This is a genomic window from Paenibacillus sp. cl141a (assembly GCF_900109305.1).
GTDB lineage: Bacteria > Bacillota > Bacilli > Paenibacillales > Paenibacillaceae > Paenibacillus_AQ > Paenibacillus_AQ lautus_A.
Genome location: NZ_FNZO01000006.1, coordinates 1 through 19,261, shown reverse-complemented (window position 1 = coordinate 19,261; position 19,261 = coordinate 1). Strand labels below are relative to the sequence as shown.

The window sequence follows — 19,261 nt, the reverse complement described above, 5'->3', positions numbered from 1 at the left end:
ATACACTCCTTTCTTTGGAGAAGAGGGGAGAAGCATTAAATTTATATCGTCCGGTGCTTAAGCTTAGTATGAAGGGCAGTTTCAAATTTCTGCAGAAGGCTTGTACCGGTATCTTGGTTGTCAGCATGTATGGATACATTGTCAATTCTGATACTGTTGTCTGTTACGGTTGAGGTAGAGGTTGCTTTGAAGGTATCATGATTAAAGCTTCCTTTAATGGAATCAATAATCTTTCTAGTAAAGCCAACAATTTTAAGGAGATTGGAAGTATCTGATTTATTTAGTATCAATTCTTTTTCATGAGCAAGGAGGAACTTGCCTTCCGAGCCCCAGGCAGGGGTCATGCCGCCAGAAGCTGCATTGAATATAGATGAGCCGGTAAATCCCTTTAATTCTTCATAAGAACCGTCTTTAAATTTATAAGTGTTCCGGTACTTTTGGTTCTCCTCACTTAACTCTTTAATCCGATTGGATATTTTTTCATAGTCGGGGGAACCTTTTTTATACTTCATTCTTTCTCTCTGATGTTCTTCAGCCAGTTTTTTGTTGCCAAGATAATTTGACCAAGCTTTAGCTACGTCTGGTGTGATTGTAGAATCGGCTGCATGTCCATTGGTACCGCCTGTAGTGCCACCGTTATTACCGTAATGATCGAGATTACCATTACTTTGGTTGAAGCTATCTCTTATGTTGTTATATTCTTGCTGCGTGATGGTTTTATGGTTAATCAAGGCTTGCTCGAGCTCAGCATATAATAGCGTGTAAAATAGCTTTATTTCCTCTGTCGTTGCTTTGACAACAGCTTTGTCTTCACTAAGAAGTCCTTGCTTAATCCGGTAAAAATTCTTCTCATCGTTAAGCATGGAATTATATTTCCGTTCAATATCTTTTTTCTCTTGTTCGTTTTTCTCACGTGATTCTTCGTATTGATCGTCTTCATGGGTCCGCACCTGATCCAGATATTCCTTGCGGTCATCCAACAAATCTTGGAGAGTTTGCTTTGACGTTTCCCGATCACGTTGTAATTTAAATTCGTCGATTTCCTCATTTTTGGCATCCAGTTGCCCCTGTAAATCCTTACGTTTCGCCTTAGCTTCCATTGAATTGTCGAGCTGCAGAACGTTTATTTTATCGATAATTTCTTGTCTTTCTTTGAGTTTCTTGGCTAATTCCTTATCGTAATCGTCCGAGGCGTTTTGTCGGTCCATAGCCTTCAGTTGGGCATTTATATACTTTTCAAACGTTTTAAATTCATCGTCCAGATGTTTAATCGCTTCTTTATGGCGTTCGTCCTCAGCCTTCATCTTTTCGTCTATAGCGGAAAGTTCAAGCTCCTTCTGCTTATTGATGGCCTTCTTGTAATCCTCGATGATTCCATCGGCAATTTCCATTCGGATCGATCTTTCGTCTTGCATCAGTGAACGATTATTCTCTTTAGCCTCTACTAGCAATTGGTTATATTCTTTTCGCTTAGCAATGCTAATATCCGTTCTTTTCGTTTGAGCTTCCAGATAGGCAATCTCGGCTTGATTCAGCCTGATTTTGTCTTGTATGAGCGGGATTTGTTTCATTAATTCTTGCGTGTATTCGGGGGTGCCTTTTTCTAAATTACGAAGGTTATCCTGAATGATCTTGATCTCAGCATCTTTATCCCTAATTTTATCGGAATATTCTTCAAGCTGGCTTTCTATGATATCACCTTTAATGTCATCTATCTCGACTTGGACCGAAAGTTTGTGTCCTTCAAGCAATTTCAATCTTTCTTTAAGAGCAGCGACATCTTTGGGGAGAAGTTTTGTATTTTGTAACTTTTCATTAATGGTTTGGATCTCGGCTTCATTTTGTTTGTTAATTTCTTGCTTCAACGTTAGTTGATCTTCAAGTTCTTTGCGATATGCAGGAGATGCGGAGTCTAACAAGGAACTCCTCGTTTCAGATGCCTCGATCTTTAGTGAGGCTTGTTTCCGTTTTTGCTCATATTGATCAAGGCTGCTGACTAGAACGGCGTAACGTTTTTCTTGAATCTCCGTTTCAATTTTTTCTATCTCGAGATTGTTTTGATCGATTTGTTGTTGGAATTCTCCGCCTGTAATCTTCTTTTGTTTTACTAGTCTGGAGGTCTTCTCATTTTGATTAAATAATTCCTTCTGTCTTTGTTCCATATAGCTTATTTGGGACATTTCTTCTTTTCGCCATTCTGTTGAGAGGTTATCATGTGTGGATTGTTTATTCTTAGACTTAGCGATATTATTATCGATCTTTTCTAATCGGTTGTCTGATTCTACAATTGTACTTTGAATGAACTCCACTCTCAATTTATAGATTTCGGAATCTTTCTCTTTAGATTTGGCTTGAAGTTCAGATACATCGTCCGAAGAGTCTTGGGTTGCAGTAACATGATTAGTATTGGTGTTATATTCATTAAATGCTTTCAGTACCTTAGGAGCATAGGCTTTAGTTTCTTTGAAAGGGATGTTGTTGATTTGTCCGCTCTTTATCCACTTATCAACGTTTCCTTCTCCAGCATTGTACGCATATAGAGCTAGCTCGACATCGCCTTTATATTTGTTCAAAAGTCGAGCAAAATGCCTTGTGCCGCCTTCTATGTTTTGTGCAGGATCATAGCTGTTATTAACACCGAGGGATTTTGCAGTGGCTGGCATAAGCTGCATTAATCCTTGTGCACCAGCTGCTGATCTGGCAGTTGGATTAAATGAGCTTTCAGTTTTTATAATTGCTGCTATCAGATTAGGATTTACGAGATATTGTTCAGCATACTTATTAATTTGATCATAATATTTCGTTTGTGTTAAAGAATTAGTTTTTGTGGTAGATTTAGTGTTCTTAGTTGATTTTTCTGATTTTTGAACACTAACAATCGACTCATCAATGATCTCTTTTTGTCTTTCCAACAGTGTGATTTCTTCCATTAATGACTTTCGATATTCTTTTGATCCTTTATTGTACTTACTTCGTTCGGATTGCAGCAGATTTATGCTGCTCTGTATTTTTTGTATCTTTACATTGGTTGTTTCGAGTAGGGTTTTTGTTTCTTTGAATGTATTATTTGACTCATTCGTACTTTTATTTGTTTTTTCGGTTGATGTCCCAACATTATCTAGTGAGCTCGATAATATTCCCAATTCCTTGGATAGAAGATAATATTGCTCTACAAAATCAAGAGCTTTCGTTCTCTGTTTTTTATTGTAATTGTTCAGATCTTCAACGCTATCGTTTCTACCTAGACTATCTGGACTTATGTCTTGCCAATTCGAAGGTTTATGGTCATTGATGGTTGCTCTTGCCTCTTCCAATCCAGCAAGCGTATCTAGTGCTGAGAACTCAATTCCCCAACTTTTCAGTTTATCCATCAACACACTATTTTGATCAGCGAGGTCTTGTTTACGAGCCGCAGCAATTTCTTTGAAGGCTTGAATTTCAGTATTTCTCTTTTCATTAACTAGTTTGGTATTCAGTTTAATATGCCCATTTTCAATTTCGAAGAGATCAATTAACGACCTGTCCTTCTTAATTAATTCCTCTACTTCTTTGGCATTTAACCCAGTCTCAGATGAATTATCTGCCAATAACTTGTTGTAAACTGATACTTTATCTGCTGCTGATTCATATTTTTGATTGATTTCTTCCATCGAAGCTGAAAACTTATCATTATATGTTTGGCTTTTGAATTGATCCAATAATTGCGAAACATCTATCAATTCGCCAGCAACATTATTGAGTAGGGGGGCAAGTTCAGAAACATTGCCTGTCTCAAACATTTTTGATAAGTCTATTTTGTTTGTGTCTATTTGTTTAGCAAGCTCTTTTGATAGATTCTCATATTGTAGTATTATTTTTTTAAAATTATCTTTATTAATTGAGTTTGCATTTTTAGTTAGGAAAGCATCGGAGAATTTATTCATAAACAACTCAGTCGTTTTATCTGTATTCCCCAAGTTGTAAAGTGCAACTTCGTTGGCTGCGTTAAATATTGTCTTAAAGTTTTCTAACTCTGATTCAATTTTTTGATTCTCTGAAGCTATTTCAGCTGATGTACTTTTAAGAGAGGTTCTTACTCTTGATAAAGTCTCATCAATTTTATCTTCTCTTAGAATATTATCTACCCAACCTGGATCTGGAATTGAATCATGTTTTGAGAATATTGATTGAACTTTGTCTTTAAGTTCCGCTATACGATCGTCATATTCACTCGAGTCATCAAGTTCTTTAAGACTAAATGATAATATTATAGGTAGAGCTTCTGCCTGAGCTGAAAATTCATTGAATTTCGGTTCTTTTTTTTTGATTTCTTTTCGGCTACTTTCAATATTATCAATTGGTTCAATTAGTGATTCAAAACCACCATCGACAAGATTTTGCTTTCTCTCGGCGTTTAATGTACGTTCTTTTTCAATTAATTCATCTATTTCTTGTGCTGTTTTGTATACTGCCTCGCCCTCGGAAGTATAATAAGATACGATTTCCGGCATTATTTCCTTCATTTGTTGACGGATCGATAGCAGCTCTTCCTGCGATTTGTTTCCCGTTTTATATTGTTCGTTTAGACCCTGGAGCTGTGTTAAGTTTTGAGTTGATTCCTCAATGCTTTGTTTAAGATTTTCAAATTCCTCGGAGCTTTTGGAAGCACTGTTGCTAATTTGATTAAAAACTGAGAAAATGAGTGAACCTACTGACATTAATACACCAAAGATTCCGAGTGCTCTCTGTATACCTGTTAGAGCAACGGCAGTTGTATTGGCAGCAACTCCGGTAGTCTCAATCGCTTTGCGAACTCCAAATAGGGCTAGTACCGCTTGTCCGGCACCGACGATTAAATCTCCAATGGCTTTATGCCTAAAGGTTAGAAGGAGTCCAGTAACTAATACGGTTGTATTACCCAAATTATCAAGAAATTTAATTAATCCTGTTCCCACATCCACGACACCTTTTAGGAAGTCTGAAGATAAACTGTTGCTCCAAAAAGAGTTGGCTGCATTCGTGAAGGCAGCAATTCGGCCTTGTAATGAGTCCAGATAAATTTCATTTTCACGAGCAGCGCTGCCAAAGGATTGAAGTCCGGCTTGTAAAGCTCCCTCTGCGTCTTGCCAATTAGCAAGAATACTTGCAGCAACTGCTTGCTGATCCTCACCTATGAGCTGCGTAATTTCGATTTGTTCAGTGGAGGAGAGGTGATCCCATACTGAAGAGAGTTCTTGAAAAATATCGAATGTACTTTTGTAGGTGTTGTCACTTTTTTTCAAAGTGAGACCAATGGAAGCAAACTTGGAATCAAGTGTAGGGAGAATCTCTGTCAACGTTTCACCATTTTCGCCGATGCCCCTTAAACGTTTTGAGATGGTATTTAACCCTTCACCAATCTTCCCCGGATCCTGAATAGAAGTGTTAGCGGCTGTTATCATGGCTACGGATTCTTCTATCGTGTTACCGGCTGCGTTCAGACTCGTAGCTGAGCTATTCATGGCTTCACTGATACCTTGAGAGGTGATGCCGAATCTGTTTCCTACTTCATTATAGATATCAACGATATTCGCTACGTTCTTTCCTTCATTATCGACCTCAATCCCGAAACCTTTGATTGTGGACAGAAGAGCTTTGGAAGCTTGCTCAACTGAGTCAAAGTCCCCGACATTTTGCAGCACCAGTGTTTGTTTAGCAAGAGCCTTTGACTGATTAATAGAGTATCCTAAATTCGCCCATTCCGTGGCTGAATTGATGACATTTACAGTTAGACCGCCGATTTCGTTCGCTACGGCATTAGCATCTCCAAGGAAATTTTGAATTTCAATGGATGAAGCATTCGTGGCTCTGGTTAGATTCGACATGGCGGTATCCAGCTCATTAACATACTTGGCACCACTTTGTAACAGTTGTAAGGGAATTCTAAGAGCTTCCGTCGCAATATTCCAATTTTCCATTCTCCTCACTAGCGACGGTCCTGTGTTTTGGACTACTCCACCTTGATTATTTGGGTTACTGGCTGAAGATTGACCCGGAACTGAGCCATGATTTGCAGATGTGGTAGCTAAGGTTCTTCGGGTAGCTGCTAATATTTGAGTTTGTTTATTGAGTCCCTGAATTGTTCGTTTTTGCTTCTCATATTGTGTAGTTTCGGATTGTAAAGCATTTTTATTCGATTCACGTGCCATTATTGATTTTTGGATCAATTCATTTTGAGAATGCATATTTCTATTGATGCTTCCCAGAACCGTTTTAAGACGCTTATATGCAGATACATTGTTTGAGATTGCTTTGTTTTGCGAGAGCAGTACTGCATTAAGTTTGTCAGTTGCAGTCGTAATACTTCTTATTGTTTTTACTATAGCGTTATCGAGCGCTATGTCGATTTGCAATTTTCTTAAGTTTGGATTGGTGGATAGCGCTAAGATTTGCTTGTTAATATCTTTTATTGACTGGTTCATATCCAGGCGTGCTGAAATAAAAATCTTCAAATCATCGGCCATAAATCCATGTTCACTTCCTTCGTTAAAATAAATATCGATTATGCAAGGGAGGAGGCTAGGGCTAACTCGCCAAGAATTTCTCCTAGGTTCTGGTTTGTTGATTTGAATTTATCTTCTATCTTCCGTAGCTCCTCTGGAATAAAGGATTCGAATACTTCATTCATGATCCCGGTATCGAGTAGAACGTGTGAGACCTTGATGTGATCTTCTATCGATTTGCATTGTGGATAAGGAATGTTGGTGAATTCCTTGATAATGAGACTGTTCAATAATCCGATCGTTCCTGCAATAAGCATGTCATTCAAATCCGATCGGTTTTTCAACTCTTGCAAAAGAGCGAGATACTGGATGACTACAGCTTCTACATGAGATTCACGAAAAACCTGCTGAATATTGACCTCGTACGTGTCATTCAGAATAGAGATGGTTTTATTCGTGTTCAACTCGCCCTCAAGTTTCTTTAACGCCTGTGCCGTTAGTTTTTTAGTTGGCTTTTTTGCTGTCATGTTATGATTCTCCCTTAAGGTTCATTTTTGGTGTCTATTAAGACACTTGGTACAGTGTTCTTGTTCGAAGAAGACTCTATGAAATGTCTTATAAATAGGGAAGAGACAAGGCGTAAGCCCTGTCTCCTTCCAGTAACGGATTAGTCTTCGTAAATTACCATATCAATGATGGTATCCACATCTTCAATTTTCTTAGGGAAGAGGTCGAATACCAGGCTCAGAGAGCTAGGATCGCCTGTTGCCGACATACTGATTGTAAAGTTCGGATCAATTTTAGCCTTGTGATATACGATTTGTGCACCAACAATTTCACCGGTTACTTCGTCGGTGTAGGAAGTATCTCCAACCATATAGACATATTTAGGGAATCCAGTAGCTGTAAAGGAGAGCGTATTCGCCTCTGCTGCTTCAAATTGGTAGTAAACCTCAACTTCATCACCAACAGCTACGGTTGCAGAAGCATCGAGTTCTACGACATTCCCGGTGATCGAAGCAATCGTTTGGGCAGCATCCGTGCTAATTCCATTGATATATGGATGGACGCTGACTTCATTAACGGTTCCAACCGGTGGCTTGGATAGCGTCACTTGTTTTGTACCAGTACCATTGTCTTGAACGGTTATCACTTCTGTTTTGTAGATGTTTTGTTTACCTTTACGGATTTCCTCGCCTGCCAGCATCGCAAGATGCTGCATGGAGAAAAGTTGGGTTTCCATGGTTAATTTTGCCGTTTTCTCACCATCCCAGGCGATACGACGTGCGCCGGCACCCATCGCATAAACTCGAGAAGAGGTCATTTCTTGGGAAGCTGTATTTGCGTAGTCAAACGTCATAATCGGCTTTTTTGTAGTGTAATCGAAGATTTGAAGTTTAAGAATATCACGGGAACCGTATTTACCAAGATTTAGCATAGTTATTTCCTCCTAAGGATCATAAATAGATTTTTTATTAGAATTTTGTTCTTACTAACCATTCAGGTAGCTGGGAGTTTTCCTTGAGATAGCCGTTAGCCCAGACGGGCAGCAGCCTGTTATGGTTTTCCTTTAAGTTAATTCGTTCAAAATGCTCATACATCTGATAGACGGTGAGATTGGATGCATTGAAAACATGAATGCCGTTACCTTCTGCGCAGCAAATAATGGAGAGGATATCTTTGATATCCAACCCCGTATTTTTAGCGTTTTTTGTTTTAAGGGCATTCATTTTCTCAAATAATTCTTTAGCCTTATTATTCTTGAACTTTGCAGGGGATTCTTTCGAATCCTTTAAACCATTCAGTTCTTTAATAACGTTGTACATTTCCATGTAATTGTCTGAGTTAACCAGAACTTTGTCACCTATATTAAAGGTTTTAGCAACCGGATGATAAGAAACGTTATCTTTGACAAAGAAGGAGTAGGCTTTCGATATGTACTTAGGAATCGAAGGATGGCTTGTAAGCAAGTCGTAAGGATCTTCATCCATAAGCCTGATGATATCCGTTTCAGAAACTCCAAATAAGTTAACCAGAATGGTTCGGGTATTGAATGAACAGAGGGTCATATGTATGGAATATTCAATTTCTCCGATGTCTGCTATTTCTGAAAGGGTAGGGGAGTAAACAGGAATATCAGAATTGAACAGATGAGGTTTACCAAGAAATGCTCTTAAGCGATCGATGATCATAATTCCTCGAAGTATATATTTATTTTATTGTAAAAAATAATCACTATAGAACTGCGCTTTTCAGTTTTTGAGCTGGTCTAAACACAGGGACGTTGGCAGCTGGAATGTCCATGATTTCTCCAGTCTGTGGATTACGGACTTTTCGGGTGGTCCTTGTTTTTACAATGAACTTTCCAAATGAAGAAATATTTACTTCCTCACCATAGTACAGAGCATTTGTAATCTCATTAAAGACACCATTTACGATGTCTTCAATGTCTTTTTTGGGATATTCGGTATGGGACTCTACGGCTTGAATCAGATCCTTTTTGTTCAATTTAGGCTCAGCCTCCTTTCGTAAACGATGATATGGAATATATGAATAAAGGGAAAGCGAGTGAACTGAAATCAGAATCAAATCGAATTCAGTCATTCACCTGCCCTCCCTTAAATACGATTAGGAAAATGAGGACAAATCGTTAAATCCCTTGTAGTACGGGAGAACATTACATTTTCCAAAATTTATTTTGCGGAGATGCACGGCTCAATAAGCCAATGTCCATACGGGTTTGTTGATATTATTTTATTTCGCTAGTGTTATTATATTTATTTTTATATTTGTGCCATGCGATTCTTTTACGTTCCTTTTCCTTCTCCAATGAACAGGCATCGCAGTAGGTCTTTCGGTGATGGGTTGATTTTATTCTTATACCACAGCTATCGCAAAGTATGGATTCATCATTATATGTAGTGATGATATTGTTTTTCAAATTTTGAACCAGGATGTCTCCAAAACTTGACCATAATGTAGTTTTGTAGCTGCTGTTCTTGTGCTGGTATAAATATTCAACAAGCATATCGACCAGTTCTTTTGGATTATTGTTTAGCGCCATAAGCTGCTCTCGAATATCTAAATAGACATACAGATTTTCAGCAGAGTCATAATGATCCAGGGTGCCCAGTTCCATGAATCTTTTTTGCAAATCCAGTTCCGTGTATTTTCTAATGATTTCTTCATTTAAAGGAATGATTTGATCTTTATTATGTAGCAGCATTCTATAATCGAAACTGCCTAGATTGAGTGCTTTGAATTGGAGTCTTGGGTTAGGGATATACTCAGCGAGCCTGTTCATTGTGCTTTTGTTTACGCCTTCAACATGATGGGGCAATTTATCTTTGGCAAACCTGAAGAAGTAAGGGACCTTTGATGCAGTGTAAGCCGTAATTAACTCTTTTTTGATTTTCGGTCTTTCAGGTTTGTAGAGTGTCTTTGCATAATCGATTGTAAAATTATTCTCCATACATAATAGTTTGATTACATCAAGATTGATAGTTTCACTGTTCCAAATTTTGGATATATCATTGCTTATAACTCCGATATTTCCTCCAGAATAAGCATCTGTAAGGCCGCGGTAGATATTCTGATTGTTGATGATTTCTGCACTCGCATTAGCCATTCTATAGTATAAAGGATAGATATCGTTCATATTACGCTGGGCAACTTTAACCAAGGTTTTATCGTTGCACACGAGGCTTTTATCACCATCAACATCAAACATCAGCAACTTGCTGATGGGATCATGACAGCTTGTATATAGGTTATTGGTTGTGAACCAACGTCGAAGCTCTTTATTGTTGATGTTTTTTCTGATGGCATGCTCTCGATATAGATGAGGGCTTCTTAAGCAATCCAGAGTTTCTTCATCATCGTAAAGAGAACAGAAGACCTCGCCATCATCTAATAAGCCTTTTGGATTCTTGTCGCCCAGAAATAAATATTCGCAAAAAGCATAGAGGTCTGGGCTAATAAAAGTATACTTTCCACTGATGTCCATTTTGCCGGCTCGTGCATTTTTGACGATACTCTTCTTGACCTGTTTCAATATTTCTCGACTATAGGTGTCGTTCAGAAGTTCGGGGTAAATCTCCAGGGCTTGCTGGAAGTAATTTTTGTTCTGGTTAGCACCGGTGACACCCAGAATCTTCAGCATGGTATTTCGATTCGAGCCGATATTCATAATTTTCTCTCTGGTTCTGCTGCTTAATTCCATCAATTCATCATCTGAAAAGTCAGTGAGGGTTTGCAATATTTGATAATTCGATTTACCGTTTACAATCTGTTCTTCTTCCTCGTTACATTTACTGGCACGACAATGATGCTGAAGAAAATGATGTTTGTACTCATCCCATGATGTATAATACTTCCACATTTTGAACTGGCTTCTTGTAAAAATAATGTGAATGTCGTCTTTTAAAATATCGTATTGTTTCCCATAGATATCGGTCACAATCCCGCACTTCGCTCCCTTCTTATTGGCTTCGCGAACAAATTTATCGAAAGGGAAAGGGACCAGGAGGCCCTTTACCCATGGCAGTCTGATCATCATGCTTTTTTTGCTGATTTTGGGCAGGATCATACCACAGCCGTCCGTATGTTCAATGGGGATATCCATTTCTTGTCTTGTGATTTCATACGTTTTGTCATCGATAAAATCAACCGTGCTCCGGAGTGTTGTTTCCATGTCATCTACTACGATGGCCTTGTTTATGTCGAAATCATGCCATTCATCTGTCGCGCTGTTACAAAGCGCCAGATACGCTAAGTATTTATTGATATTAACGCCACCCTGGAGGTTTATTTTATCTGTAGTTAACCCACACATTAAAGACTCACGGTATTGATTATATATAGATTCCTTAATGAAGAGTGTTTTCTTTGTACGTATTTGTCCTGCACTAGCTGTGAAGCATATGTATTTATGGCCGTTATACATATAGCCATCGTAAATTAGACTTCTTAAAATTTCAAAATAATACGTCTGGACAACCATGATATCTTCGGAGAGCAAGTTTTGTTGCATTGTTAAAGTGCGAGTTAAAGTCGACTCAAATACAGAGATTATGTTTTTTTTGTTAGTCAAAACTTCCGGCCTTAGCTGCCTTATTTCTTGATGACTTGTCATGAGGCTTTTTAATAGTTCTTTAAGTTGATTGATCTTTGTGTTTACTTTCGATAGAAGAAGTGTAACTTTATTTTGATACTCGCTTTCTTCGATGCATTGTGACTTCATCCTAATGAGTATTTTCCTTAATCTATAACGTTTGTTAAGTCTACGATGTATTTTGAATTCCTGGTCTGTATAAAACGAACTAGTGTCCACACTATAAATAAAAACTTGTGTATCCATCAAATATTCTCCCCCTAGATCTATGTAATCAAAATTTATTATATCATCGTTATTATATTTATGTTAATATATCTTCGGAATGATCCATGCAATTATAATTTAGGTTGTGAACAGATGAAATGTAGATACAGATTACAGAAGCTTGTTGTTTCTTACCCCGATCAAAGGCTTGGGGTGTGGAAGGAAACGAATATTACATCCCATACTGCAAGTTTGCTTGACAATTTCTTGACCCATGGATATAGAATATTTGATGCAGAATTCAACCAGGTGATCAAATCAACTAACCCATATCCATACATAGAAATTCAACGATATATATTAATCTACCTTATGTATTATTTTATTTTTAGTGTATAATAGCGAAGATTAGGGAAATATCGGTCAAGATTGTGTGAGGTGAATAGGTTTGTTTAGGGATCGGGAAGAATTGGAAGAAGCATTGGAAAATGTAATTGATGAAATAAAGCATAAAAGAAAAGTGCTGGAGCAAATAAATGGGGAATTAAAAAAATACAATATTCCAAACGGTACGATTAACTCCATAGCCCGCGGCGATGATCGGATAGCTTCATTAGATTCTCCTCTCTTGTGTCTAATATGTATAGCTGTATACACCATTACTGGCATTCAGTCAATATCCCCGTATGAATATTACTCGGATCGTGAGATCGAGCTTTCCAAAAAAAATCTAGGCACTTCAAATAGATTTCATCTTCTGCAGCTGCCGATTCAATTGGCAGATGTAACTATGATCGATTTGGAGAATTATATTACAAAAATAAAAATATCTTATCTCGTCCAAATGTATCATTCTCAATTGATTACCTATGATTATGAAACTCAGAGAAGTCCAAAATTCAAGAGAGCGAAGAACGGTGTAGTACCTGTTCCGGATATTAACAAGAAAAGCGTCGAAGACATCTCGGATCATATGTTACGAGAAACATATTTTTCGGACATGATAACATTAAATGTGTATTCAACGGACGTCGAACCCCTACATTATAATGAAAAAAACAAAACGCTAACCATAAACAGCAGAGCGACAATCTCAATTCTGGATGGGTTCCACAGACTTCAGGGTGGAGTGCGAGCTGTAGCCATAAATCCGGATCTTGATTTAGAAATGATTTTATCTGTTCGCAGTTATGATACAGACTCAGCTAAAAAATATTTTGGGCAAATCAACACCATCAACGTAGTGAAGCCCCAACGATTAAAGGAACTCAAGTCTCAGAAATATTCTGACATTGTGGTCAGGGATCTTCAGAAAAAGACAGACTTGAAAGGAAAGATTGCCTCTAGCTCCAAGATAAGCGAGGTTGCTGGGCAACTGACAACGTTTGATATTTTGTCGTATGCCATTGATAAAGTTTTTGACCCCAAAACAACCTTGGAGGCTAAGGAAGTTTCCAGCTATTTAGTGGATTTCTTTAATTATCTAACCGGTTTATTCGCTCAGGAGTTTATAATGAATCCGAATGAATACCGAAAAGGCTATATTAATCATCCATTGATGTTTGCCGCATATATCCGGATTGCAAAAGATTTTAAAGATCAACAAACCGACCTGAATAAAATAAAAGCCAGAATAGATAAAATTGATTTCCACAATCGAGAGCTGCTTGAGATTCTCGAAGATCGAAGAGGTATAAACAATAATAGAAATCGCAACGCGATGATTCATTATTTCAGTTAATTTTATTAATTGTTGATAAGAGGGTGACGAAGTGTCTAATAAAATATACGAAAGCGGCTTCTATAACGAAGAACAGAAGCAAATGTTTCTTAAAGGGTTAAGATCAAACACTTTATCCACCTTCTCGAGAGTTTTGAACAGAGCCAAAATGCTGGAGGAGCAATTCGAGAAAGATCTTTATGATTTTAATATCTATGAAATCGAGAGCTTGATTAGTTATTTGAATCCGAAAACCATGAATTCTGTTTTGTCGTCCGCTTCCATTATTCAAAGCTATATTCGTTGGGCGATAGAGGAAGATTTAAGAGCCAATAATTTAAATCCGTTAGATACCATATTTGGTCAAGAATATTATTCAAAGTTTGTGGATAAAACGAATAAACTGATTTTTTCCAAGGAAGAAATTGATGATATAACAGGGGGATTAGTCAACTTTCAGGATTCTGCGATTATTCAAACGATATTCGAAGGAATACTAGGGAAGGGGTATAGTGAAGTACTTAATCTGACCATTCATGATATTAGCAATGAGGATTCCAAAGTGTTATTGAGAAATAATACAGATATAGATCAGTATTCTGAGCGGAAATTAGAGGTATCACAGGAACTTATTTTAATGTTAAATAGAGCTTTTAAAGAGAAGATATATTATAAAAATAACGGAAATCCGGCAGCGAATATTAAAGCCCCAACCTCAAAATTAGTAAGTAATGAATACGTATTTCGGAGTGCCGTGTTAAATACAAAGGCTAGTGGTAAAGCAGATCCACATTTAATTCTGAGAAGATTGAAAAAAATCGGAGAATGGTATCAACAGCCCTTCCTAACGGCTATTAATATACGTAATTCCGGCATGGTGTATATGGCCAACCAATTGAGAATAAGAACAGGAAAGTTTGACAAAGAAACGTTTGATATCGTATGCGATCGATTTAATATCTCCAAAATCAAAAATAGTAGCGACTATAATGCATCAAGAATACGAAATGACTTTTTGAATATCGATAAAATAATAGAAGTCTATGGTGAAGAATAAGTGTAAAGAGCTTATTCTTTTTTTATGTTCATCACCCCCCTTGGAATCATTTTTTTCCCGTGATCATTGATACTGTATTGAAGGAGTCATTGTTTGCTCGAAATACGAAGAAATTATAAGGGGGAGTGTTTGTAAAATGAAATCGATCGTTGTAATACGAAGAGAGGGTAAGGTGCTCCATGATCAAGCGCAGTGGCTGAGCATCGAAGATATTAATTTTACGGAATCGGGAAAATCAGGGGAGAGATTCGAACCGTCTTACATACAGATAATGGACAATTTGTATATTGTACGACAAAATGATCAGATTGCGGAATTGAATGTCAAAACTAAAGATTCTAAAACAGCATATGCGTAATTATATAAAATGATTAATAAAGGAAATATATAAAAAAAAGTCTTGGGAAAATTATCTTGTTTCGCAAGGTGATTCATCGTATAATTGAAAAACAGGAACAAACGTTCGTAAGTGTAAAGTGAATCTACAATAAACGACACGAATTATTATTATTATTTCCAATTCATGCTAAGCCAAGTATATTTCAAGGGCAATTGTAATGAGTTTTCTTAATTTACCAACCACTTTAATATGACTTATCAGAGAATTACTATGACAACATGATGATCGAAGGAGAATATATATATGAATGATGATTTGTTTATGAAATTACGAATAAGTCCGGCTGCTATAGAATTAATATCCATGATTAATTTCTTGTTTCTACTTGAGGATGAAAAAATAAAGCTGGTTAAAGATTGTGAAGGTGAAGAGGGTAAGGTGATTAATAGGTATGTCAACAATAAACGCAGAGAGATCATAACCAATCGGCTGTATACACTGGATGATTTTATAAGAGATTGGCAAATGAATCAGAAATCAGCATTGGAAAGATTATTTCAAGAACCACTTACCGATGTGAAATTGGTTAAGTTAAAAGTTAAAGACCCCATACTCATTTATAAGATACATAATACCCAGCCACATATGAGATTTATGAAATTTATTATGATCATATGATCTATACGAGCCTTCACTAATGCTCGAAGAAATTCGTAGAATCAAGTTATTTGGAGTGGCTGAAAAATACATAAAAGGAGAAAGAGTATGCGATTAACCGTTGTATCATTAGTAATGTGCACTATATTTGCCATTTCGTTGATAGAGGATCAACGCTCAAATAGGCAAGAGGAGGTACGGTTTATTGATAGCTATGAATATAAAAATAAAAATAATAAACCGAATGAATTGATTGATGCATCAGTCGAAGAGAACATTAATAGTGCGGAACAGTATATACTGTTTACTTTAACTGCGTATACCAATGGGCCTGAATCAACAGGGAAAAATCCAGGTGATCCCGATTATGGTGTTACAGCTTCCGGAAAGCAAACCAAGGAGAATTGGACGATTGCAGCTGATCCGAAAGTGCTTCCTTTTGGAACAAAAGTTTACATTGACGGTGTAGGTGAGCGGGTGGTAGAAGATACAGGATCTGCGATTAAAGGTCATATAATCGATGTATTTATTAACGATCTAAACGAGGCAAAGCAATTCGGAAGACGTAAGAATGTTAAAGTTTGGATTATACAGTAACTAAAACTAGAAAGAGCGTGATTATCATATGTGTAAAGTCAACATGATAGTTTTCAGAGAATTACTGGATTTATATGAACAAGAGGATCTCATGTTTAGTGAGAAATTAGAGCTAAGGGACAAACTTCAAGATTTTCTGGATGATATTGAGAAGAAAATCGATGAGCACTATATTTAATACGTTAATAAAATAAAAATAATGATAGAGGTATTATAAAATGATACTTAAAGAAACGTTGGATATCGATAAAGCAAGGTATATTCTTGTCCATGAAAATAGATTTTTGGATCAGGGGTGTCATGTGAAAGAAGGCAAAATGTATAAAATTGAACGGAATTTTTCGAATACCCTTTTCCACAATGGTGAAGCATACATAATGGATGAAGATGGAAAGGAGAATGAAGCTGTCTTTTTGGTTTGTAGATCGCAACTCTATATTTGACTGTATAACAAAGTAATGAATGACCGTACCCCAGCCGCACCTAAAGTCTTACCATTCTGGAGGGATAAACATGTTTCACTATACGGTAGAAACGGATAAGTCAGTAGACGATGCCATTGCTGCATTGGAACAAGCGTTGGCCGAAGAGAAGTTCGGTTTGCTGTGGCGATTCAGCATTCAGGACAAATTGAATGAGAAGGGCATCGAGTTTGATCAGAAGTACGAAATACTGGAGGTATGCAATCCGGTTGAGGCGAAAAAAGTGTTGAGCGAGAATAACTTGGCCGGGTATTTCCTGCCTTGTAAACTCGCCGTTTATGAGTTTGAAGGGGGAACGAAGATCGGACTCCCGAGACCCTCGGCGCTTATTGGTATGGTGGAGAATGGATCCTTTGAATCCCTGAGGGGCATTGTCCAGGATGTGGAGTAACGGCTTATCGATTGTATCGATAACAGCAAATAAATTCTCACATTTTGCGTGAGTGAAAAAGGAGGCCGACACGTTTGCGCTCTGAACGATCAATGATTACATCCATGGCATTTTACAGAAGAGGTCACCTTCTAAAGGCTCTGACAGAAGGTGAAGCCTCTTCTGCTTCTATATAAAGGGTTACAACCTGCAGGCTCAAATGAAGCTCCGTTTATCAGCGGTTTACGGTCATTTCCTGTGCCTTGCATTCGTTGACAGAACCCGGGTCTGGTGATATCCTCCAATCAAAGACGGGGTTTATCCGGGATCAAATGAATCCATCCGTATCGGTCCCCCTTGGCGAGGGAGTGAGCTCTCCCAAGCGACGGTTACGGCAGCCATTTCTAAATACCGTAAGCCTGAAGCTCTTCGCATGAAGAGTTTTTTCTTTTATATTACAACGAAAAGAATGTGATGACAGATGTTGGTTCGATTACGAACCCGAATGAACGGTTTGCTCAGCAATCATTTATCCGGAGAGTCGATGGACTACCGGCAGATCTTCACTTTATTTTTCCCGATTTTGATCGACCAGGCGTTTATTATCGGTTTGAACCTGGTTAACACGGCCATGATCAGCTCGTCGGGCGTATCGGCGGTCAGCGCCGTGAACATGGTGGACTCCTTGAACATCTTCTTGATTAATGTGTTTGTGGCAGTGGCAACCGGGGGCACCGTCGTTGTGGCGCAGTACAAGGGAAGCGGCAACGCGATGATGGTATCCCGGGCATCCGCCGCCACGGTAACTTCGGTGGCGATGATCGCTTTAGCGATCGCGCTGCTGATCATCGGGCTTCACCAGCCGGTGCTGAATCTGCTGTTCGGCTCAGCGTCGCCCGAAGTGCTGGAGAGTGCGCGGATTTATCTGATCGGAAGCAGCACTTCCTTTCTCGGGATTGCGATTGTGCAGGCGGTCTGCGGCGCGCTGAGGGGGATCGGCAAGACCCGTGCATCACTGGCGTTGTCGCTGATCATGAATCTGCTCTACGTTCTGCTGAACATCGTGTTCATCACGCTGCTGAATATGGGCGTTATGGGCATGACGCTGGCCATCAACATCGCCCGTTTTGCCGGAGCGGCCTGCGCGCTTTATTATCTGTTTAAAGTAGACGCGACGCTGCATATCCGCCTGCGGGACCTGTTTCACTTTCCGATATCGATGCTGCGCAAAATTATGTTTATCGGGCTTCCGTTCGCAGCCGAGCAGATGTTCTTTAACGGAGGAAAGCTGTTAACCCAAGTGTTTATCGTCAGCCTGGGCACTTACGCCATTGCAACAAACGCGATCGGGTCATCGCTTGCGGCCGTCTTCCAAATTCCGGCCAGCGCGTTGTCCTTAACGATCGTGACCGTCGTCGGTCAATGCATCGGCCGCGGTAATATAGCGGATGCCCGGAAGTTCATCAAATCTTTTTTGTGGTTTGGCGCTATCTCGCTGGCCTTGATGGGTTTGATTTTGATGCCGCTCTACCGCCCGCTGGTCGGGTTGTTCAACCCGCCGCCGGAAATCGTGAACGTTCTGTTCGTGGTGCTGTTGATCAACACGCTTGTGCAGGTTCCGCTGTGGTCGATCAGCTTTATTCTGCCATCGGCCTTGCGTGCGGCAGGTGACTCGCGTTTTACGTCGATCACCTCGATGCTGACCATGTGGCTATTCCGGGTGATTCTCGGTTATATTATGGGGATCGTTCTGGGCTGGAGCATTCTTGGCGTATGGCTGGCCATGAACTGCGAATGGGGCGTGCGGGGAGCGATCTTCCTATGGCGCTTCCGCGGCAAGAAATGGTATGCGCATAAACTGATTTAGCCATTATCTATTTCAAATAAAGAAAAAAAGCCCCGCATTGTGAAGAGACCCCCAAAAGTTAGACACGGTTATTTCATTAGGCAGCTTTCTCAAAATGAGTTCGGTACTGTACCGGACTCATTTTTAATTTTGCCTTTAACCGTTTGGTATTATAGTATTCAATGTATTTTTTCAGTTCTTTCTTAAAATGCTCCACACTTTCAAACTCTTTGTAGTACAGAAACTCCGACTTGAGGATACCGAAGAAATTCTCTATGACGGCATTGTCGTAACAATTCCCTTTTCGTGACATGCTTTGGAGAATGCCTCTCGACTTAAGCGCATGCTGATACGGCTTCATTTGGTAATGCCACCCTTGATCTGAATGAAGGAGAAGATGGTGTCCTTCCG

The 19,261-nt window shown here is 38.8% G+C and carries 14 protein-coding genes; 7 read left to right on the top strand and 7 right to left on the bottom strand.

Annotated elements, in window-relative coordinates:
- Positions 1–41: 41 nt before the first annotated feature.
- From BMX45_RS17515 to BMX45_RS17490, 6 genes are all read right to left on the bottom strand, one after another.
- Positions 42–6,482 (bottom strand): phage tail tape measure protein, encoded by a 6,441-nt coding sequence (locus BMX45_RS17515; protein WP_090910806.1) that lies wholly within the window; start codon positions 6,480–6,482, stop codon positions 42–44.
- A gap of 38 nt (positions 6,483–6,520) precedes the next feature.
- Positions 6,521–6,988: a hypothetical protein gene (locus tag BMX45_RS17510; RefSeq protein ID WP_090910805.1), complete on the bottom strand. Its 468-nt coding sequence runs from the start codon at positions 6,986–6,988 to the stop codon at positions 6,521–6,523.
- A 140-nt stretch (positions 6,989–7,128) separates the two neighbouring features.
- Positions 7,129–7,899, bottom strand: a complete 771-nt coding sequence (locus BMX45_RS17505; protein ID WP_090910804.1) for a hypothetical protein — start codon at positions 7,897–7,899, stop codon at positions 7,129–7,131.
- Positions 7,900–7,936: 37 nt separating this feature from the next.
- Positions 7,937–8,653: a hypothetical protein gene (locus BMX45_RS17500; protein WP_139212461.1), complete on the bottom strand. Its 717-nt coding sequence runs from the start codon at positions 8,651–8,653 to the stop codon at positions 7,937–7,939.
- 43 nt (positions 8,654–8,696) lie between these two features.
- Positions 8,697–9,065 (bottom strand): HU family DNA-binding protein, encoded by a 369-nt coding sequence (locus tag BMX45_RS17495; protein ID WP_254778118.1) that lies wholly within the window; start codon positions 9,063–9,065, stop codon positions 8,697–8,699.
- Positions 9,066–9,210: 145 nt separating this feature from the next.
- Positions 9,211–11,820, bottom strand: a complete 2,610-nt coding sequence (locus tag BMX45_RS17490; RefSeq protein WP_090910802.1) for an RNA dependent RNA polymerase — start codon at positions 11,818–11,820, stop codon at positions 9,211–9,213.
- A gap of 430 nt (positions 11,821–12,250) precedes the next feature.
- Here BMX45_RS17490 and BMX45_RS17485 point away from each other — a divergent pair, with 430 nt between their 5' ends.
- From BMX45_RS17485 to BMX45_RS17450, 7 genes are all read left to right on the top strand, one after another.
- Complete coding sequence (locus BMX45_RS17485; protein WP_139212460.1) at positions 12,251–13,522, top strand: DNA sulfur modification protein DndB; 1,272 nt, start codon at positions 12,251–12,253, stop codon at positions 13,520–13,522.
- A 31-nt stretch (positions 13,523–13,553) separates the two neighbouring features.
- Positions 13,554–14,558 (top strand): phage lytic cycle repressor MrpR family protein, encoded by a 1,005-nt coding sequence (locus BMX45_RS17480; protein WP_090910800.1) that lies wholly within the window; start codon positions 13,554–13,556, stop codon positions 14,556–14,558.
- A gap of 643 nt (positions 14,559–15,201) precedes the next feature.
- On the top strand, positions 15,202–15,576 hold the full coding sequence (locus tag BMX45_RS17470) for a hypothetical protein (protein WP_090910798.1): 375 nt from the start codon (positions 15,202–15,204) through the stop codon (positions 15,574–15,576).
- A gap of 87 nt (positions 15,577–15,663) precedes the next feature.
- The gene (locus BMX45_RS17465) at positions 15,664–16,152 is read left to right on the top strand and encodes a 3D domain-containing protein (protein WP_090910797.1); all 489 of its coding nucleotides are present in this window, start codon (positions 15,664–15,666) and stop codon (positions 16,150–16,152) included.
- A 218-nt stretch (positions 16,153–16,370) separates the two neighbouring features.
- The gene (locus BMX45_RS17460) at positions 16,371–16,595 is read left to right on the top strand and encodes a hypothetical protein (RefSeq protein WP_090910796.1); all 225 of its coding nucleotides are present in this window, start codon (positions 16,371–16,373) and stop codon (positions 16,593–16,595) included.
- Between the two features lie 70 nt (positions 16,596–16,665).
- On the top strand, positions 16,666–17,025 hold the full coding sequence (locus BMX45_RS17455) for a DUF302 domain-containing protein (protein ID WP_090910795.1): 360 nt from the start codon (positions 16,666–16,668) through the stop codon (positions 17,023–17,025).
- 460 nt (positions 17,026–17,485) lie between these two features.
- A complete protein-coding gene (locus BMX45_RS17450; protein ID WP_090910794.1) occupies positions 17,486–18,871 on the top strand; it encodes an MATE family efflux transporter in 1,386 nt (461 codons plus the stop codon).
- Positions 18,872–18,947: 76 nt separating this feature from the next.
- On the opposite strand, the gene BMX45_RS17445 is transcribed toward BMX45_RS17450, so the two are convergent.
- A partial coding sequence (locus BMX45_RS17445; protein WP_139212459.1) for an IS3 family transposase occupies positions 18,948–19,261 on the bottom strand: 314 nt, incomplete at its 5' end.